Source organism: Desulfofarcimen acetoxidans DSM 771, from assembly GCF_000024205.1.
Taxonomy (GTDB): domain Bacteria; phylum Bacillota; class Desulfotomaculia; order Desulfotomaculales; family Desulfofarciminaceae; genus Desulfofarcimen; species Desulfofarcimen acetoxidans.
In genome coordinates, this window is record NC_013216.1 from 1899310 (window position 1) to 1917561 (window position 18252).

20 protein-coding genes are annotated in these 18252 nt (G+C 40.3%); 11 read left to right on the forward strand and 9 right to left on the reverse strand.

Annotated features, from left to right (window positions below; genetic code table 11):
* The first annotated feature begins 123 nt into the window (after positions 1-123).
* The 3 genes from DTOX_RS08785 (at position 124) to DTOX_RS08795 (ending at position 2236) form a co-directional block, all read left to right on the forward strand.
* Positions 124-774, forward strand: a complete 651-nt coding sequence (locus DTOX_RS08785; RefSeq protein WP_015757359.1) for a thiamine diphosphokinase — start codon at positions 124-126, stop codon at positions 772-774.
* 113 nt (positions 775-887) lie between these two features.
* Positions 888-1835 carry a 3'-5' exoribonuclease YhaM family protein gene (locus DTOX_RS08790; RefSeq protein WP_015757360.1) on the forward strand — a complete coding sequence of 316 codons (948 nt, stop codon included), beginning with the start codon at positions 888-890 and terminating at the stop codon, positions 1833-1835.
* Between the two features lie 104 nt (positions 1836-1939).
* A complete protein-coding gene (locus DTOX_RS08795; protein WP_015757361.1) occupies positions 1940-2236 on the forward strand; it encodes an ArsR/SmtB family transcription factor in 297 nt (98 codons plus the stop codon).
* A 31-nt stretch (positions 2237-2267) separates the two neighbouring features.
* Here the strand turns inward: DTOX_RS08795 and DTOX_RS08800 are convergent, their stop codons facing one another.
* From DTOX_RS08800 to DTOX_RS08815, 4 genes are all read right to left on the reverse strand, one after another.
* Entirely contained in the window at positions 2268-2648 is a 381-nt protein-coding gene (locus DTOX_RS08800) for a DUF4363 family protein (RefSeq protein ID WP_015757362.1), read from the reverse strand.
* A 13-nt stretch (positions 2649-2661) separates the two neighbouring features.
* On the reverse strand, positions 2662-3336 hold the full coding sequence (locus tag DTOX_RS08805; protein WP_015757363.1) for a YetF domain-containing protein: 675 nt from the start codon (positions 3334-3336) through the stop codon (positions 2662-2664).
* Positions 3337-3442: 106 nt separating this feature from the next.
* Positions 3443-4561, reverse strand: a complete 1119-nt coding sequence (locus DTOX_RS21415; protein ID WP_015757364.1) for a polysaccharide deacetylase family protein — start codon at positions 4559-4561, stop codon at positions 3443-3445.
* 83 nt (positions 4562-4644) lie between these two features.
* The gene (locus tag DTOX_RS08815; protein WP_015757365.1) at positions 4645-5499 is read right to left on the reverse strand and encodes a hypothetical protein; all 855 of its coding nucleotides are present in this window, start codon (positions 5497-5499) and stop codon (positions 4645-4647) included.
* 244 nt (positions 5500-5743) lie between these two features.
* Between DTOX_RS08815 and DTOX_RS08820 the strand changes: the two genes are divergently transcribed.
* Positions 5744-6574 (forward strand): nitrilase-related carbon-nitrogen hydrolase, encoded by an 831-nt coding sequence (locus DTOX_RS08820; protein ID WP_015757366.1) that lies wholly within the window; start codon positions 5744-5746, stop codon positions 6572-6574.
* Between the two features lie 56 nt (positions 6575-6630).
* Here the strand turns inward: DTOX_RS08820 and DTOX_RS08825 are convergent, their stop codons facing one another.
* The gene (locus DTOX_RS08825; protein WP_015757367.1) at positions 6631-6981 is read right to left on the reverse strand and encodes a DsrE family protein; all 351 of its coding nucleotides are present in this window, start codon (positions 6979-6981) and stop codon (positions 6631-6633) included.
* Positions 6982-7077: 96 nt separating this feature from the next.
* Entirely contained in the window at positions 7078-7593 is a 516-nt protein-coding gene (locus DTOX_RS08830; protein ID WP_015757368.1) for a GNAT family N-acetyltransferase, read from the reverse strand.
* A gap of 465 nt (positions 7594-8058) precedes the next feature.
* Here DTOX_RS08830 and DTOX_RS08835 point away from each other — a divergent pair, with 465 nt between their 5' ends.
* The 4 genes from DTOX_RS08835 to DTOX_RS08850 are packed head-to-tail and all read left to right on the forward strand — an operon-like array spanning position 8059 to position 11515.
* A complete protein-coding gene (locus DTOX_RS08835) occupies positions 8059-8577 on the forward strand; it encodes an RNA polymerase sigma factor SigX (RefSeq protein WP_015757369.1) in 519 nt (172 codons plus the stop codon).
* A complete protein-coding gene (locus DTOX_RS08840) occupies positions 8577-9755 on the forward strand; it encodes an anti-sigma factor family protein (protein WP_015757370.1) in 1179 nt (392 codons plus the stop codon). The genes DTOX_RS08835 and DTOX_RS08840 overlap by 1 nt, the downstream gene beginning before the upstream one ends.
* Positions 9756-9773: 18 nt before the next feature.
* Entirely contained in the window at positions 9774-10685 is a 912-nt protein-coding gene (locus DTOX_RS08845) for an ABC transporter ATP-binding protein (RefSeq protein ID WP_015757371.1), read from the forward strand.
* Entirely contained in the window at positions 10682-11515 is an 834-nt protein-coding gene (locus tag DTOX_RS08850) for an ABC transporter permease subunit (RefSeq protein WP_015757372.1), read from the forward strand. The genes DTOX_RS08845 and DTOX_RS08850 overlap by 4 nt, the downstream gene beginning before the upstream one ends.
* Positions 11516-11585: 70 nt before the next feature.
* Here the strand turns inward: DTOX_RS08850 and DTOX_RS08855 are convergent, their stop codons facing one another.
* Together DTOX_RS08855 and DTOX_RS08860 are read right to left on the reverse strand one after the other, a co-directional pair.
* Positions 11586-11813: a copper ion binding protein gene (locus DTOX_RS08855; RefSeq protein ID WP_015757373.1), complete on the reverse strand. Its 228-nt coding sequence runs from the start codon at positions 11811-11813 to the stop codon at positions 11586-11588.
* Positions 11814-11926: 113 nt separating this feature from the next.
* Positions 11927-13912 (reverse strand): cell division protein FtsA, encoded by a 1986-nt coding sequence (locus DTOX_RS08860; protein ID WP_015757374.1) that lies wholly within the window; start codon positions 13910-13912, stop codon positions 11927-11929.
* Between the two features lie 216 nt (positions 13913-14128).
* Between DTOX_RS08860 and DTOX_RS08865 the strand changes: the two genes are divergently transcribed.
* Positions 14129-14608, forward strand: a complete 480-nt coding sequence (locus DTOX_RS08865; protein ID WP_015757375.1) for a hypothetical protein — start codon at positions 14129-14131, stop codon at positions 14606-14608.
* 81 nt (positions 14609-14689) lie between these two features.
* Here the strand turns inward: DTOX_RS08865 and DTOX_RS08870 are convergent, their stop codons facing one another.
* Positions 14690-15019 (reverse strand): DVU0772 family protein, encoded by a 330-nt coding sequence (locus tag DTOX_RS08870; RefSeq protein ID WP_015757376.1) that lies wholly within the window; start codon positions 15017-15019, stop codon positions 14690-14692.
* A 141-nt stretch (positions 15020-15160) separates the two neighbouring features.
* Between DTOX_RS08870 and DTOX_RS08875 the strand changes: the two genes are divergently transcribed.
* On the forward strand, positions 15161-15946 hold the full coding sequence (locus tag DTOX_RS08875) for a metallophosphoesterase family protein (RefSeq protein WP_015757377.1): 786 nt from the start codon (positions 15161-15163) through the stop codon (positions 15944-15946).
* A 25-nt stretch (positions 15947-15971) separates the two neighbouring features.
* The gene (locus DTOX_RS08880) at positions 15972-18212 is read left to right on the forward strand and encodes a DNA topoisomerase III (RefSeq protein WP_015757378.1); all 2241 of its coding nucleotides are present in this window, start codon (positions 15972-15974) and stop codon (positions 18210-18212) included.
* The last annotated feature ends 40 nt before the right edge of the window (positions 18213-18252 follow it).

Below are 18252 nucleotides of genomic sequence, written 5' to 3' on the forward strand. Positions count from 1 at the left end.
ATAATTTTGCAACCTCTTTTAGATTTATACCTGGATGCTTGACTTATTTATTTTACTACAATTAATGCCTAAAGGGAAAAAAAATACTCAATTTATTTGAAAAAAGTTCAAGGAGGACAGGTAATGCGCTGCGTAATATTTGCTAATGGTGAAATTAATAACTATAATCACCATAAAAAGTATTTAAAGGACTCTGATTATATTATTTGTGTTGACGGAGGAGCCAGGCACGCTGAAGCATTAAAGATAATTCCCCAGATGCTGATAGGTGATTTTGATTCTATTGCAGAGTCAACATTAGAAAAATTTCTTTCAGCAGGCAGTCAGGTGAAAAGATATCCACCTGAGAAGGATCAGGTGGATACAGAACTGGCAATTATTGAGGCTATTAAGCTGAAACCTGAGCAAATTCTTCTTATGGGTGTGCTGGGTGACCGCCTGGATCACACTTTGGCCAATATCCAGTTGCTTGTAATACCGGCAGCAAAGGAAATTGAATGCTGCATAATCAGTGATTGTCATATGATATCACTGATTATGCCGGAACACACGGCGGTTATTGAGGGTAAACCAGGGGATTTATTATCCCTTTTACCCTTAACACAAACTGTGCAGGGTGTAAATAGTTACGGGTTAAAGTGGAACTTGCATGACAGTGTTTTTACCTTTAATCAACCGTTGGGAATTAGCAATGTGTTGCAGGGGGAGAGTGCCTGGGTTAAAATAAAAGCGGGAATTATGCTTTTAATAAAAGTTTTTGAACCGGATATTTAAAAATCATCATGTGAGTCAAAGTGTAGAAGATTTTTATAATAATGTTTTAATAGAATGAAATCATTTCTGTTTTTAGTGTATAATATGTAAAGAGTAAATGCCGGAGGTAATTTATGAAGATACAGTATATTGAGAATATAAGACATGGTTTGCCAGTTGATTCAGTATATTTGCTGCAGTCCAAAAGATTGCAGGGTTTTAGGGGAAAGGCGGGAAAATTCCTTCTGGTGGTCCTGGGCGATAGGACAGGCAGTGTGGAGGCACGCATTTGGGAAAACGGAGAGGAATTGTACGATAAATTCAATCCCGGTGATCTGGTTAAAATTTCGGCCGATACAGGTGAATTTAAGGGAAAATTGCAGCTCAACATATCCTCTATAAATATATACAGAGGTAAAGATGTTGACTGGTCTGCTTTTTTACCTGTGAGTCCTAAGGACAAAAAAGAAATGCTTAAGTCTATGGATAGTATAATTATGTCTATAAATAATCCTGATTTGGCCGCTTTATTGAATTTATTTTTTTCCGATTCTGAATGGTTGAATAAGTACAGCACGGCTCCGGCGGCTAAAAAACACCACCAGGCTTATTTGGGCGGTTTGCTGGAGCATTCTTTAAACGTGGCTCAGGCCTGTCAACAAATTGCCCGGGTTTATACTCAGATTAACCGTGATCTGCTGCTTACCGGAGCCATATTGCATGATGTGGGAAAAATTGATGAATATAAATATGAACGCATGATAGACATGAGTGATCAGGGTAGATTACTTGGTCATATTATTATAGGCATACAGATGGTTGACCGGGCAATTGAAGCTCTACCCGGTTTTTCGGATAATTTGCGTCTTAAATTATTACATATGATTGCCAGTCATCACGGCGAGTATGAATGGCAGTCTCCTAAAAGACCAAAATTTTTGGAGGCCTATTTGCTGCACCAGTTAGATCTTCTTGACGCCAGGGTAGATGCTTTTACCAGAGCGGCAGAGGATCGGGTGGATTCAGATGAAGCCTGGAGTGATTGGGTTAAAGATCTAGAGAGATATATTTATAAAAAATAATAATTAATTTCTTCAAGTTGTGTTTACACAGATATTATTCGGGTATAAGTATACCGGACTAAAATTCCCGGCAGCATTTGTAAGATTAAGAGGTGAATTCTTAGATGGAAAATACAGAGAAATACCTTGAACAAGCTGAATTGCTGAAAGCGCTGGCCCACCCGACCAGATTATGCATAGTTAATGGTTTAATAGAGAGAGAGCATTGCAATGTTAACACTATGAAAGATTGTCTTTCTTTACCTCAATCAACAGTATCTCAGCAACTGGCCATTCTAAAAGCCAGGGGTATTATTGAAGGCCGTAGAAATGGCACGGAGGTTTTCTACAGTGTTGTTGACGAGCGGGCTAAGGCCATTGTAATGTACTTATCGGGTAATAAGGCTCTTGGATGCTATTAATAGGCGGTTAATAGATATGGAGGTAACCTTATTATAAAATATTTTCGATGCTAACAGCTTCTTTTATGGGGATATGTTCTACTGATTGCCTGAGCATAGCTAATTCTCCTAATGATAGACCGGTATTTTTTACTTCAATATAACTTTTAATTCTGGCAAGAGCTATTTCTATTTTGTCAATTTCCTGGTGGTCAATCACTACAGCCCACCAGGTTTTATTTTTTTCCCACTCTTTTTTTGTTGAATCTACTTGTTCTCGGGCCTTACTCCAATTATTTTGTTTTATTGCCTGTTCTATATGTGTAAACTTTACATCCATTTCTCCGGCTGTCGCAGCCAAGTGGTGGTTTACTCTGATACCGGTAGCGGCTAGTGCCAGTAAAATTATTGATAGTCCAATGATAATACGCACAGATTGTTCCTCCTTAATCAGATTTTAACTGCCAGAATAACTTACCGTTGGTATCCAGACTGGCAAATAAAACTTTTTGATGACTGTCAATGCCAAATTTGGCTAGTTCTCTTTCCAGCCAGTTCTCATCCAACTTAATCATCCGCAGGTTATTACTCATTATTTGTCCGTCTATGATCAGTGTTGTAGGTATTCCCTCATATTTAGTGGATATCTGTAGATCTTCCGGGATTAAAGGACGTTTCTGAGACTTGGGAATAACACTTAGCTTGCCGCCGGTTTCCAAAATGGCAAATTCAACGTCAGCAATATTGGCAATGTTCTTTACCCTTAGCTGTTCCAGCAAATCATGTATGTTGTAGCGAATACGTCTTAGTTCACTTTCCACGAGCTGTCCGTTTTTTACTAAAATGCTTGGAGCCCCGCAAACAATAGTCCTAAATTTAATATTTTTTAGTGCCGCATATGATATAAAAACCTGAGCGATGAGCAGGCCGAAAATCGGTACCAGGCCGTTGGCCAGGGGCACACCGGTATTGCTCATGGGGATGGCGGCTAAATCTGCGATCATCAAGGCGATAACCAGCTCATAGGGTTGTAGTTGACCTATTTCTTGTTTACCCATCACACGCATGACTATCACTACACCCAGGTATAGAATCAGGGTGCGTATTAAAATTAGCAACATAGTTGATTCACCTCAGCATTAATTTCATAATGATTTAATTATTTGCTGTTATAAACTAATTCATGCAAAAAAAACAGCAGGAGCTATTAAGCTCCTGCAAAGTTATTTAAGCAAGTTGACCGGAAAATATGCCATTTATGTTTTGAGTGTCATATATGATATTGATTTCTACATGTGAACCATTTTTATTGAAATCAATAAGTGCATCCATACTGTTGCAAATAAAGCGAATAGGTACCAGAGCTTGCCCGGAAACAGGATCTATTCGAGGAGGGTTCTCTAAGAAAACCTGCCGGTTATTGACGAAAGCAACTTGGCTTCCGATACTCATCTTAATTATATTAGTGTTTTTGATGATGGTTATGGCTTTGTTTTCTTCATTCCAGTAAATTTGAACTCCTAATTTTTCAAGGGTGGTCCTAAGAGGGCAGTATAGGGTGTTATTTATTATTTTAGGTGAACATTTAGCTTCAGAAAAATTAACGGTTTTTTGGTTGATTTTTACTACTACCGGTCCTGCGTTTATAAGCAGTTCCGGTATAGTAACCAAAGTATATCCTTCCCTCCGCAACCGGTCAATTATCTCCGGCAGTGCGCTTATTGTATTAATCAGCTTGGGATTATTATAACTATGCTGCAGTATAATGGCGCCCGGCGAAACATCTTTAAAAATATTAGAAGTAACTTTTTCACTGGATATGCCGCGCCAGTCCTGAGAGTCTGAGCTCCAGCCGATTATTTTAAAGCCTAAATCATGTAGAGCAATTAAAGATTGCTCGTCTAGATTGCCAAAGGGTGGTCTGAAAAGATGAATATTTTGCCCTGTAGCCTTGGTAATGATTTTTTCCGTATCCAATATCTCATTAATTAAGCTATCCCTGTTATAATTGCTGGCATGAAACCAGCTATGATTACCAATGACATGCCCGTCCTGGCTTATCTGTTTTAATATGTCCGGATACTTGGCAGCGTTAATGCCTATAACGAAAAAGGTAGCATTAACTTTTTTTTCTTTTAAGACTTTTAAAATCTGTGGGGTTATTTTATTATCCGGCCCGTCATCAAAAGTCAGGGCAACAATCTTATCATGTGAATAACTTCTGTTTATCATTATTTCAGGGTATTTAGCAGCTAACCATTGTATAGTTTGTGCATTACTCTGAGTTGCGCTGAAAATCGTGATTATGATTATAAAAATTATGGTTATTTCTGCTCTTCTAATCATTTATTTACCCATCCAATATCATTGTAAATTGTATTTCCTAAATAATGATATTCAACAAGGGCTATAAAAACATGCTTTAACTTCTAAAATATTTCCGGCAGGCTGGTATTACGCAATAGAGTCTTGTAATCATTAAATAATATTTCTTCCGATTTTGTTGTATTGCCTTCTTGCCAGGTTATTTTTAGTTTGCCGTTACGCAGCTGTTGTTCCGCTTGTTTTAAAGAAACCACAGCTGTTTTTTCGTAGCTTATATCATTAGCTATAAACTGCGGCTGAAGCTGTGCTTCCAACTGTGAGCGCTGGCCCTGGATTTTATCACCGGTAAAGCCGGCAATATTTTTTTCACACTCGTATTTGGTAACAGGGTTAATTCCTGTATAAGACAGCTTGACCAGTGATTTCTGAGTCCATCCGGTTATATCGGACTGATCAGATAAGACCTGGACAATAGTTGCTGTCCAGTTTTCACTTGAAGCTGTGGCAATAATGCTGTTGGGCGAGGTATCCTGCAAAATAGGATATTTATATTTGTCCGAAATGAGCCAGAATTCTCTGTTGCCCAGGTTAACTCTCCCTAACGGTAATACAGCATTATATTCTTTACCTCTTGAAGTCAACTGCATTGATACAAAAGCAATGTTACTGTCATAAAAAGCTATTTTACTGATTTTGTAATTGTCTATTGGCTGAACTTCTTTCTTTTCTTTAATCTTTTGGATGTATTGATCCCTTGCTTCTGTTAAAAATGGGTATTGAAAACTAACTACGCTCATGTTGTAAGCTTGCTTATAGTCATTGTTTTGAATGGCTGACAGGTATGCTCTGACTGTCTTTTCCAATTCAGGGGTATTGGGCGGTGGTGAAGAAGAACAGGCAGTAAGCATAGTTGCCAGTAAGCAGAGTAGTAAAATTTTGAGTTTTCTACTAAGAGACACTTGCATTCCTTCTTTCATATTTTTAATTTAAAGCTTGATAATAGAATTCAGCATAAATCCTTGGTATCCTTCAGAAAACAAAAAGTTTTTTGTGAAGTTTTGATCTGTTTTGGGCTGCATTTGTCCAGCATAAGGATTCGACTAATGTTTATAAAATCCTTTTTAAAATGTATTAATAATTGTAGGCTGAAGGTTGTTTTTTAGGTTATAATAATGAAATATATTTATGTAATGAGGAGATAAGATGAAGGATATTAGAGTAGCGGCTGTACAGATGCAGGCCATAGCCGGGCAGACCAAAGAAAACTTAGCTAAAATAATTATGTACTCGGAAGAGGCCGCTGCCAGAAAAGTAGATGTATTATGCTTCCCCGAGTTATGTGTACAGGGTTATAACAGGGAGACTGCCCGTATTATGGCTGAAACTATTCCGGGTGAATCCTCTGAAGCAATCAGTCAGTTAGCCCGGAAGAAAAATATAACTATTTTAGCCGGGATAGCCGAAAAATCAGCCGCGGGCTTGCCCTATATTACACAACTGGCAGCTTTTCCGGATGGAACAATAAAAAAGTACCGTAAGACGCATTTAGGTAAAAGTGAGCTGCCATATTTTACTCCCGGGGAAGTGCTTCCCGTTTTTAATTCGGATAAAGCAATGTTTGGCATAGCTATCTGCTGGGATTTGCACTTTCCTGAAGTGACTACGATATTGGCTCTGCAAGGAGCGGAAATAATATTTGCTCCTCACGCCTCACCCAGCATAGTGGGTGATAGGAAAGGCATATGGTTAAAATATCTTACCGCGAGGGCTTATGATAATTCAGCCTTTTTGGTGGCCTGCAATCTTGTGGGAAACGGCGGGGGAAAGCAGCAATTTTGCGGAGGTGCTTTAATGCTTGATCCAAAAGGAAATATTATTGCCGAAGCCTTTGATAATCGGGAGGGATTGTTGGTAGCTGATTTCGATGCCGCCCTAATAAACACTATACGCCAAAAGAAATCCGGTTCCATGAGAAATAGTTTTTACCTGGCAGCCAGGCGGCCGGAGTTGTATAACAGTTACCGGAACGAATAAACTCACGATGACTGTTGCCGGAAAGCCGCCATACAGGTGGTTTTCCGGCAGCGTATTTAAATTTTAATATAGGACCAACCCTCGGTTTGTTTTCTGGTCAGTTCGCCTACAGCAGAGGATACGATTTGGACAAACGGCAGTAATTGTTCTGCCGGGATGTTTTTATCTTTTAGGGTATTGGAACAGACAGCCAAAATAACTCCTTTGTTATGCAGTTCTGCCAGTTTTTCCTCATACTCGCTTCCTTTCAAGTAGAAATCATTTATTCCTCCGGCATAAGCGATTAATTCTATTTCCACATTTTCAGATCCCAGGTCCTTAATTAAGTTAGTAATATTTCTAACAGCCATATTTTTCTTAACGGCATTATCTTCATTTAAAGCAAAAATAGTTTTATACCTGGCCATAATATCACTCCTTACTGTTTTTTGTATTATGACATAACCAGAAAATCGGTGCAAGAGGTTATTTGTTTGACGGAAAAGTGCTTGCCATCTTTTTTTTTATACCACGTTGAAGGGAGCAGGGAATTTTATTAGTCCACTTGTCTGGTTAAGTATGCCGGGAACAAGTTCAAGAACCATAAACGCCTTATCAGGTACAGGGAAGGGAGCTTTTATGCCCTTAGTACTGGCTGGTAAAAAACCAAAACGCGGGTAATAAGAAGGATAACCTATAACAATAACCGCCTTATATCCCGCGTTTTTGCATAAAATTAGGCCATGCCGGACTAATTTTGAACCTATACCCTGTTTCTGGTACTTTGGATGCACAGCTAAAGGTGATAGAACCAAAGCGGGTATTTCTTTAGTTTTTGTTTCAATAACTAAAGGGCTAAACAGTAAATGTCCTACTACCAGCTCATCTTGTACTGCAACCATTGATAATTGAGGGTTAAAGTTTACTGAGTGACGAATATCCTCGACTAACTTCGCCTCATTAGGTCTGCCGAAAGCCAGTGAGTGCATTTCATAGACTGCAGCATAGTCTGCAATGCTCTCGGCTCGGATTGTCAGCATATTATACCTCCTTAAGATAAACCAGTGAAAATAATTGTTGATTATTTTAGATTTTTATATGCGCAGCAGTTTAAATCATCAACCCTGACAGATAGTTGATTTGATATTTTTTTAGTAGTTAAGTAGTTGTTTAAGCAGTGCTGTTAGAAAGTGTAAAGAGAGATGTTTGGTTCTTAAAGCATACAGGGTTAATTTTCTCTAATTATATTGGAGAAGTGATCTCCTGGCAAGTGAGGTAGCTGAGATAGCCAAGATTATTTGCCTGACATTAAACATTAGATAAATTAATAATAAAATTAAAGCGGGTGGTGAATACAATCATAGCTATAAAACAAATTAGAATAAAGAATATAAATAAATTGGGACAGCATAAAGGTATTCGTTTGAAAAAATTTTTCAACTGTATGTCACAAAATGCTCTTTGGTCAAGTTATATAATTAGAAGAGGCTAAGGCAGGTGTCACTATGGATAATATGCCGGTCAACAAATTTAAAGCCATGTTTGATGACCATTATCCGACTGTCTGCAGGCAGTTGACTTATCTGTTGGGCAACCGTTTTGCCGCGGAAGACGTAGCTCAGGAGACATTTTTAAAACTTTATCGCACCCCGCCGAGGGATAAGGGTAATCTGGCCGGCTGGCTGTTCCGGGTGTCCCGTAATTTAGCCTTTGATTACTTGCGCAGTGAAAAAAGCAGGGGCAGGCGTGAGGAACGCAATAAAATTTGGTCTGAAGGGTGTACTGAAGCTTTATCCTGTGAAGAAGCGGTTATGCGCAAAGAAGCGATAACCCTGGTGCACCAGGCACTGCAGAACCTTTCGGAAAGGGACAGAGCTTGCTTATTGCTCAGATTCTCCGGCGCCGGTTATGAGGAGATTGCGGAGATAACGGGTATAAAATATTCTTCAGTTGGAACTGTGCTGGCCAGGGCGCGGGCCAGATTCAAGCAAGAATACTGCTGCCTGAAGGGAAGTGATGACTGATGTGCCTCAAGGAAGGTGTTTTACAGGCTTACCTGGATCAGGAATTGAGCGCGGCACAGAGAGCTGAGGTAGAAGCTTGCCTGACCGGCTGTGAAGCATGCAGGCAGTTGCTGGAGGTGCTTAAGAGCAATGATGCTTTTGTTGCAGCAAAGCTTGAGGCATATGCCTCCTGGTTGGAAAATCCCTCTATGGCCACCAATGCGGCTTGGGCCAGATTTTACGGTGATTTACCGGCTAAAGAGAGCAAGCATAAATTTGGGGAGGTTTGGAAAGTTATGAAAAGATACAGGTTGGTGGCTGTAGCCGGTGTTGTGGTTATGGCGCTGGCGGCATCGTTTAGTTTCAGTTCTGTACGCAGTTTTGCCGGAGAAATCTTAACGGTTTTCCGAGTCAATAAGGTACAGACAATAAATATCGATCCACAGGAAATAGCCAGACTGCAGGAGTCTATTGAAAAGGGTACCGGACAAGTAAATATAGATAACTTTGGGAAAATTGAGCTGAGCAATCAGCAAACCTCTGAAGAAGTCAGTCTGGAGCAAGCCGGGCAGGCGGTAGATTTTCCTGTCAAATTGCCTGTGCTGGCGGGAGATTATAAAGGACCGGTTTTACAAAAGAGTTCGGCTGGTAGAGCCAGTTTTACTTTAGATATAGTTAAGGCCAATAGCCTGCTCAGCTCTTTGGGGAGCCAAAAACTTTTGCCCGAAGAACTGGACCAGAAAACTTTTACTTTAACCATGCCGGTAATAATCGGGGCTCAGTATACGTTTGGCAGCGAGGATAGCCGTTTATTGGTAGCTCAGGCCAGAAGCCCTGAAATGTCAGTGCCGGAAGGTGTTTCGGTTGAGCAGATACGTGATACGCTTCTTTCTGTACCTGTTTTGCCGGATAGTTTAAGACAGCAGTTAGCCTCGGTTAATGACTGGCAGCATACGATTTTGATACCGAATATTGATGGCAACTCTCAGGAGGTAATGGTAAACGGTGTGCAGGGTGTGTTTACCACTGCTGTTGGGCATAGCGGTCATAAAGCTAATGAGAGAAATGAGCGGAGCCTGGATGAGCGAGGTCATAACAGCAGTGCGCTGATTTGGCAAAAAGACGGCGTCATATACGCGATTGCCGGTAACGAACTGACTCTGGATCAGTCTTTGAGCATGGCTTCCTCTATGAAATAAGTTTTATGAGGTGTTTACTTGATTATAAAAACTGATAACCTGACCAAAGTATATGGAAACAGAATTGGCTGCCAAAATATTTGCCTCTCGATTAACGAGGGGCAAATATTCGGTTTATTAGGCCCCAACGGGGCCGGAAAAAGCACACTGGTCAAAATGCTGACCGGCCTGCTCAGACCTACTTCCGGTGCGGCGCAATTATTGAACCGTCCTCTGGGGGATTTGCAGGCCCGTAAAAAAATCGGTTTTCTGCCGGAAAATTTTCGTTATCAAGAATGGCTGACCGGTTATGAGTTGCTCTCTTTTCATGCAGCCCTGTATAAGGTTGAAAAGACAAAAAGGACGAGCAGGATAGATGAGGTGTTAAAGACAGTTGGCTTAGCAGGTCGGGAGAAACAAAGGATAAGAACCTACAGTAAAGGAATGCAGCAGCGTATAGGATTGGCCTGTGCCCTTTTACCGGACCCTGACCTGCTTTTTTTGGATGAACCCACTTCTGCTCTCGACCCGCTGGGCAGGCGTGAGGTGCGTGAAATAGTCGTTAGTTTGCGTAATCGTGGAAAAACAGTCTTTTTAAACAGCCATTTGTTGAGTGAAGTAGAAATGATTTGTGATCACGTAGCGATAATTAAAAGAGGGCAGATAGCAGCGAGCGGGACGGTAAACGAGTTATTATCCAAAAGTGTGGAAGTGGAAATGATTATTACCGGCATGAACGAGCAGATTGAACGTGAGTTGCTCCTGATTGGTACCGGATTGAGAAGAGACGGTGAGCGGTTTTGTGTTTCACTGGACAGGGAAAGTGATATACCCAGGTTAGCCGGAGCAGTGGTGCAAAACGGTGGGTTTCTATACAGGTTGGCTGCCAGACGCAGTTCCTTGGAAGACCTGTTTGTAGAGTTAATCTCTGATAAGGAGGACGGTCATTGATAACGATAGCTGCTATTACTTTTCGTGAGGTTCTGCGTAAAAAAGTATTACTTACCACTTTGCTGCTGGCAGTTGCCTTCTTTGCCCTGTATGGAACAGGTTTATATCATGTCAATAAAGATTATCATTCAGCACCAACCATGCTGAAAAACGTCTTGATGCCCCAATTGTATCTGGTAGGGCTATATTTCGGCAATTTTATTATAGCTTTTTTAGCAATTTTCAGTTCGGTAGGCACAATTTCTACTGAGGTAGAAAACGGTACCATGCACGCTATTTTATCCAGGCCAATTTCTCGCAGCCATATTGTGTTGGGTAAATTTGGCGGTTATGCCGGCATGTTAACAGTGGGAGCCGCAGTGTTTTTCGCTGCTGTAACCTTGCTTATTAATATTATTACCGGTTTCCATTTGCCTAATGCTGCTTTGTTGGTTGCCCTGGCTTTATTTTGCTTTCAGCCATTGCTATTGTTGGCTCTGGCTGTTATGGGGACAACTTTTTTGCCCACATTGTCCAACGGGGTGGCCTTGTTTTCGCTTTATGCGGTAGGTACAATTGGTGGTATAATCGAGCAGATAGGCAATATGGCCAGGAGTGAGACGTTAACTAATATAGGAATAGTGTCCAGCCTTCTTATACCGACTGATGCAATGTATCGCAAGCTGACCTGTGTGATTGCGCAGGCAGCCAATTCACCGCTTATCTCAACGCAAATGGGTCCTTTTGGCAGCCAATCAGAGCCAAGCCACTGGATGATTGTATATTCAATATGTTATTTCATGTCAGTTCTTTTAATAGCGGTGCTTGTTTTCAGCAGGCGGGATGTGTAGGGGCAATAAAAAAACACAGAATTTATGGTAAACATAGATTCTGTGTTTAATTGTTTTCTACTTATATAATTTATCCGACCACTTCATAGCCTGCATCAATAATTGATTTTTTAATGTCATCCAAAGTTAATTTATCAGAAGAATATGAGGCAGAAACTTTTTTTGCTGCCAGATCAACTTCCACCTTGTTTACTCCAATTTGCTTTAGAGCATTTTCCACGGCAGCCTTACAGTGGTTGCAGGACATTCCCTCAACATTTATGGTAATAGTCTGGTTATTATTGCAGGAGCAACCCATTGCAGCACCTCCTTTATAGTTATTGTCTATATTTTTATATTATCACTTTTCCTTCAACGTATCAATAAACAATCATATTTTTCTCAAATAACCGGGGAATGTACCGGCTTAGACTAAGTTGTTTTAAGATCCCTGGGTTCCCAGCCTAACTCGATTTTATCACCGTCATTAATTGGCTCAGTAAAAGCGGCATCCTGTGAGTTTAATTTAAATACCAGTTTGCCTTGCGGTCTGGTTGTATCAAAATTTACAGCATCAAAGATGTCCAGCATAATATGTTCATATTTTCCGGATAACTTCACTGCTTCACCGTTAACAAAAACAGTGATTTGTTGCGCCGGTAATATTTCATGTGAGGAGTCTGAAATAATACTTTTGTCAGGAGTATCGTTAACAGTTAGTTTTTCTCCGCTCTCAGATGCATTGTCAGCGATATGAATAGAAGATACTATAGCTTTATTCGGCAGGGCTCTCATCGGCTCAGCTTCAACATTGGCATTTTCAGCTTTTGATAGGGCAATTATTTTCAATATATCTCCGTTTTTGATCTCGGTGTCGGGGTAAGCAGCTTCCTCATTTAATAGAATTTCAACTGCCGAGCCTGTCTCAGGCAAGTAATCTCTGACAAAGGAACGTGGAATTATTGGCCGCTGTGTTTCTCCAATACTAATTTCATCCCCATCCCGAATAATTGAGTTCAAATTGGCTTTTAGACCGTTAATGAAGATATCCGTTGATTGCTGTTTCTCCTCGTATAGCACAGTTTTTTGCCCGTTTAGTGTGAATTGCAGGCTGGCATTGTTTTTACCCAACAGGTTTTTGATATCATAATTTATAGCACAGAGTGTGCTGGCAACACTTGTGTTTTGAGTTTTTGGAATTCTGTATAAATGGTCATTGACTGTTATCGATATAAAATCATGTGGCAAATTTTTATAAGCAACTGCTGCAATACCTATGACCGTAACCCCGTCAGGACCGTTGATAAGATTTTGCGAGCCACGCTCCAGGTCAACCAGAGCAGCCCTGTCACGTATGATTACGCGTGTATAATCAAGGTTGAGTCGCCTGCTCATTCTTTCTCTCAAAGTGGGTATTTGGCAGCCTCCGCCAATGCAAAAAACAGATCTGGGAGCCACACCGTCATTCAATTTCAGGATATTATCACATATTTCTTCAACCAGCAGATCTAAAGCCGGATTAATTGTTTTCATTAAGTCATTATTAAAAACTGTGTTTTCCTGGCCTAAGATGTCAGTATATATTATTTCTGTTTTGTGGCTCAGCTGCCTTTTGATTTGTTCTGCGGTATTAAAGTTTACCAGGTATGCTTGAACAATTTCTTCAGTTATTTTGTCACCGGCTAAAGGCACCATGCCGTAAGCAATAATTGAGCCGTTTTTGGAAATAGCTATGTCGGAAGTACCTGCTCCTATATCCACCAGTGCCAGATTTAAGAGTCTGAGACTTTCCGGTATAGCTACTTCAATAGCTGCGATCGGTTCAAGCGTCAGGTTGATTGGCTCCAAACTACAGCGATATAATACTGAGTAAAGTCCGTTGATAACTGTTTTAGGCAAAAAGGTAGCAATTATTTGGGCACCGATTTTTTTACCCCTGTGACCGATCAGGCTTGTTATAGGGAAGTCGTCCAATTTATAAGTTATGATGCTGTGCCCTATGCAATGATAATCGGCTTTGTTTTCAATTTCCTTTAATAGCTCCTGGTAGATTTCATCCAGGGCTGCCTGTTCAAAGCTGCGCAGTAAACTCCTATCTATTTCAATATTGTTGTCAATAATCTGTTCATAATAATGGTTTTTTGTAATTAGAGATCGCCCGGCAGCTGCCACAGCTACCTGGTGCAGTTTTTGACCGGTTTTCCTTTCCAGGCTGTTTTTTATTTTTCTTATCGCTTCAGCCACTTTGGGTACATTATGAATTTGTCCGTCATACATTGTGCGGCTGTTGTGCTCTAACATTTCTTCCGCTTCAATTTTCAACCGGTCGTCTTCTATTTTTCCGACAATACCTATGACAGATCGAGTGCCGATATCTAAAGCAAATATATACTGATTTTGACAGTATTCAAATTCCATAATAGATGACCCTCTCTATAAATGGTTGGATAAGTAATATAGTTAATTTTACACTAATATAATCAATTATATAGTAATACAAAAAACTGTACAATAAAATAAAGTATCTGTTAATTATGATGTGAAAAACTTTTTATTTTCTATTGTTAATAGAAGTTAATTTATATAAAATAGGTTATTATGATAATCGAATAATACTTAGAGGTGAAAGCTATTTTGACAAATATGAATAAAGATTATGGTCGTGAAGTGGCCTATAGTTTTGTTGAAGCAATAAAAAATAATGATTCAATGGCTTTTTGGAGACTCCTGGACAGGCGGGGGCAGGGTTATTTTATAGGAATGTGGTTTTATGTTTTGGGAGATGCCAGCGTGAGTATGATTATGAATTTAACGGGAGAAAAAAGCTTTTTGGATAATACCCTGGGTCCGATTATAAATAGTTTGAGGGAGAATTTGACTGGTGTGCTAGACGATTTTGTCATCGGGGATATAGTATATCTTGACGATGTTCATGCTAAAATACCGATTATTTCGAGAGAAGGCAACGGTAATCCCAATGAGTCTGATTATATACCCTTAATACTGGAGTTAACTCCTATGTCTGAGGTAGATCAGGTTAATAGCAGCGGAAAGATAAACTTCACTTGCTGGAAAATTGACACTTTGAAATGCATTCAGGTGAGAAGCGGGTAGTTAAAAAATAAATCCCCTCGTTAAATATAAACAGAGGGGTTTTTATACTGTTTTGGGGCTTAAGCTTGTTGATCATAAACTTTATTTTAAAATATTTTCCTCAATCCAAGTACGCAGCTGGGAGTTAATATTATAAAGGCCGCTTTCTTCCAGGCTGACACCTCTTTCCCTAAGCGCCTCCAGCATTAATTCCTGAGGCGGCTGTTGGGGGCAGTTATGACTAACGCTAACATATTGAGCCATTTTGTAGAGTACCAGAAAAGGTGTACAATTTCTTAAATCAATTACAAACCCGTAACCTTTTTTTCTGTTGATAAATTCTTTCTCGACATTAAAATCCCAAACCAAATTATTTTTTATTTGATCCATAGCATAGTTCATGATAGATTCATTAGGATCTATAGTACCCATACTCTCATTCCCCTTTCCAATTAGTATAAATATATAGTGATTGATTCATTTAGACTGTATGTTGGTCAATATTATTATAAAAATTAACCCGCGAATATCATACAATACCGCCAAATGTGTGTCAATAAGGGGTTGTAATCCTTGCGTCTATTATATTTTACTGATACGCATATCAGGGCCAGTAATCCGAAATACAGGATAGATAATTATTATGAATCCCTTAAAACTAAATTGCAGGAAATTGTTCAACTGGTTGAGCTATTTTCGGTTGATTATTTGCTGCATGGCGGGGATTTATTTGATTTGCCCTGGCCTCCTGCCAAAGCGGTTCAAATGTCAGTAGATTTTTTAGAGCAAATAAAAGTCCCTGTTTATATAGTGAGCGGGAATCATGATTTATTGGGACAAAAACTATCTACGATAGAGAATACCATGCTCTGGTTTTTAGCCAGTCGTGGTTTGTTCAGGTTGTTGTCTCCCGGTGATAAGATATACCTTAAACAGGCGGGCTTTACTTTGCAGCTTTCAGGACAGCATTATAATGCCGGTATAGATAAAGAAAACAAAATTAACTCGTATTGTGTGAAGAAGAAAAATTGTGATATAGCTATTCATATTGTGCACGGGATGCTTTTACCCCAGCCATTTTCACCTCATGTACCTGCAACTATGATTCACCAGGTAGCTCCTCTAACTGAAGCTGACTTTACTCTCTGTGGTCATGCACATTTAGGTTATCCTGCTGAAGAAATAGACGGGAAGATTTTTATCAACCCCGGTTCCATTTCTCGTATACTGGCCTTAGAATGGGAATTGGTGCGGGTTCCACAGGTAGTTTTTCTTGATTTTTCGGGTGGAAAAGTGCAGTGTCAGTATATTCCTTTGAAGTCTGCGCGCCCTGGTTTTGAGGTATTAAGATTTAAATAAATTATGTTTTATGTGAGGGAATGCAATGAAGCAGCTTGTTTTAGCAGAAAAACCGTCTGTAGCGCGTGACCTATCCAATGTTCTGGGAAATTTTAATAAGGGCAACGGCTACCTTGAAAGCGATGCTTACATAATAACCTGGGCTATCGGACATCTGGTTACTTTGGCCGAGCCTGATGATTATGATGCAGCTCTCAAAAAATGGTTTTTAAATACACTGCCTATTTTACCGAGAGAGTTTAAATTAAAGCCGGTTTCCGCTACATTAAAACAGTTTAATATCGTTAAGTCTTTGCTGCATCGAAATGATGTGGGGGACATAATCTGTGCTACTGATTCAGGGCGGGAAGGGGAGTTGATTTTTCGTTATATTTATAAGCTGACTGATTGCCAAAAACCTTTTAAGCGGCTCTGGTTGTCTGAAACTACTCCTGCTGCGGTGCGCAAGGGTTTTGATAATTTGAGGCCCGGTAATGATTTGGACAGGCTGGCTTTTGCCGCAGAGGCCCGCAGCCAGGCTGATTGGTTAATTGGCATCAACGCTACCAGGGCTTTTACTGTTAAGCATAATCAATTGCTTTCCGTAGGTAGAGTGCAAACTCCTACCTTAGCCTTAATTGTTAACCGGGAACAGGAAATTAGAGCTTTTGTGCCGGAAAAATACTGGGAGCTGTTTGCTCTTTTTACAAAGGAGAACGGCCAGACCTATATCGGTAAATGGTTTAAGAAGGAGAAGAAAGCTGTTGAAAATTGGGAAATTCCTATTCAGGTAGGGCAAAAGCAAACTAATCAAAACCCTGCAGCTTCTTTTGAAGCAGCACAGGGCGGGATACCTTCAGTGATGGGAGAAGCGGTTCCCAGCAGTAATGGTCAAGACAAGCCGGTGGCTATGCAGACCAAGTTTGCTGCCAGGGAAGCAGCTCGGGATATTCAGAAAAAAGTAACAGGCCAACCGGGTCAGGTTGTCAGTGTTGAAAAAAAAGACATTATTGAACACCCCCCCCTGTTATTTAATCTAAATGATTTGCAAAAAGAAGCAAACAAAAAATTTGGTCTTTCGGCAGCTAAAACATTGTCTGTGGCCCAGGAATTATATGAATCCAGAAAGTTGATTACCTATCCGCGCACCGACAGTCGCTGTATAACGGTAGAAATGGGAAAAACCATACCGCAGCGCTTAGGAGCGTTAGCCGTAGTTGCGGAGTATGAAAATTTTATTCATTTGATTAAGGAACGTAAAGCTTTTTTAAACAAGCGTTATATTAATGACAGTAAGGTTACAGATCATACAGCATTGATTCCTACAAACGTAAAACCTGATTTAGATAAGCTAAGTTCTGATGAGCGCAGAGTTTATGATCTTGTAGTTAGGAGATTTTTGGCAGCCTTTTTCCCTCCGGCCCGATACGAACAAACTCAGGTAATTACCGAGGTTAAGCAGGAAACGTTTCTTAGCCGTGGCCGGGTAGAATTAGATAAAGGCTGGAAAACAGTATATGATCCGGTTCAGGACAAACTTGTAGATGATGAACAGGGTATTTTGCCGGTGATTGAAAACGAAGAAAGTGTCTTGACGACGAAGACAGATATTAAAGAGAAGAAGACTAATCCCCCTAAGAGATATACTGAAGCGGCATTACTTTCAGTAATGGAGGGTGCAGGCAGGTTGCTCAACGATGAGGAGTTGAAAGAAGCCATGCGGGGCAGCGGGTTGGGTACTCCTGCCACGCGTGCCGCAATAATAGAAAGACTGCTGAAGGTTGGCTATATTGAGCGTAGGAAAAAAACGTTGTTGCCTACTGAAAAAGGCGAGAATTTGATAAAATTGGTCCCGGAACAGGTGAAGAGCCCGGAGATGACTGCCCGTTGGGAAAAAGCTCTGGCTGATATTGAGGACGGGCAGCTTAATCCGGGAGAATTTATGTCCGGTATAATTGAACAAACCAGGCAGGTTGTCGAGCTGGCCAGGCGGCAGAAAACAGAGGGTGAGCCGTTGAGAAACAATAGGGATATTATAGGTAAATGCCCTTTGTGCGGCAGACCGGTTGTGGAGTATCCGAAAAGCTATAGCTGCAGTGACTACAGGGCGGGTTGCCAATTTGTGATTTGGAAGGTGATACTGGGTAAAAATATAACTGTAGAAATGGCACGTATATTATTAGAAAAAGGCCGGCTTGAAAAACAGCCGGGTTTTATTTCAAAGAACGGCAAAAAATTTGACGCCCCTTTGATTATAAGGAATGGAAGAGTCGAATTTGATTTTTAAAAAGTTGCTTGACATTAATAAGATGTAGTAGTATGATAAT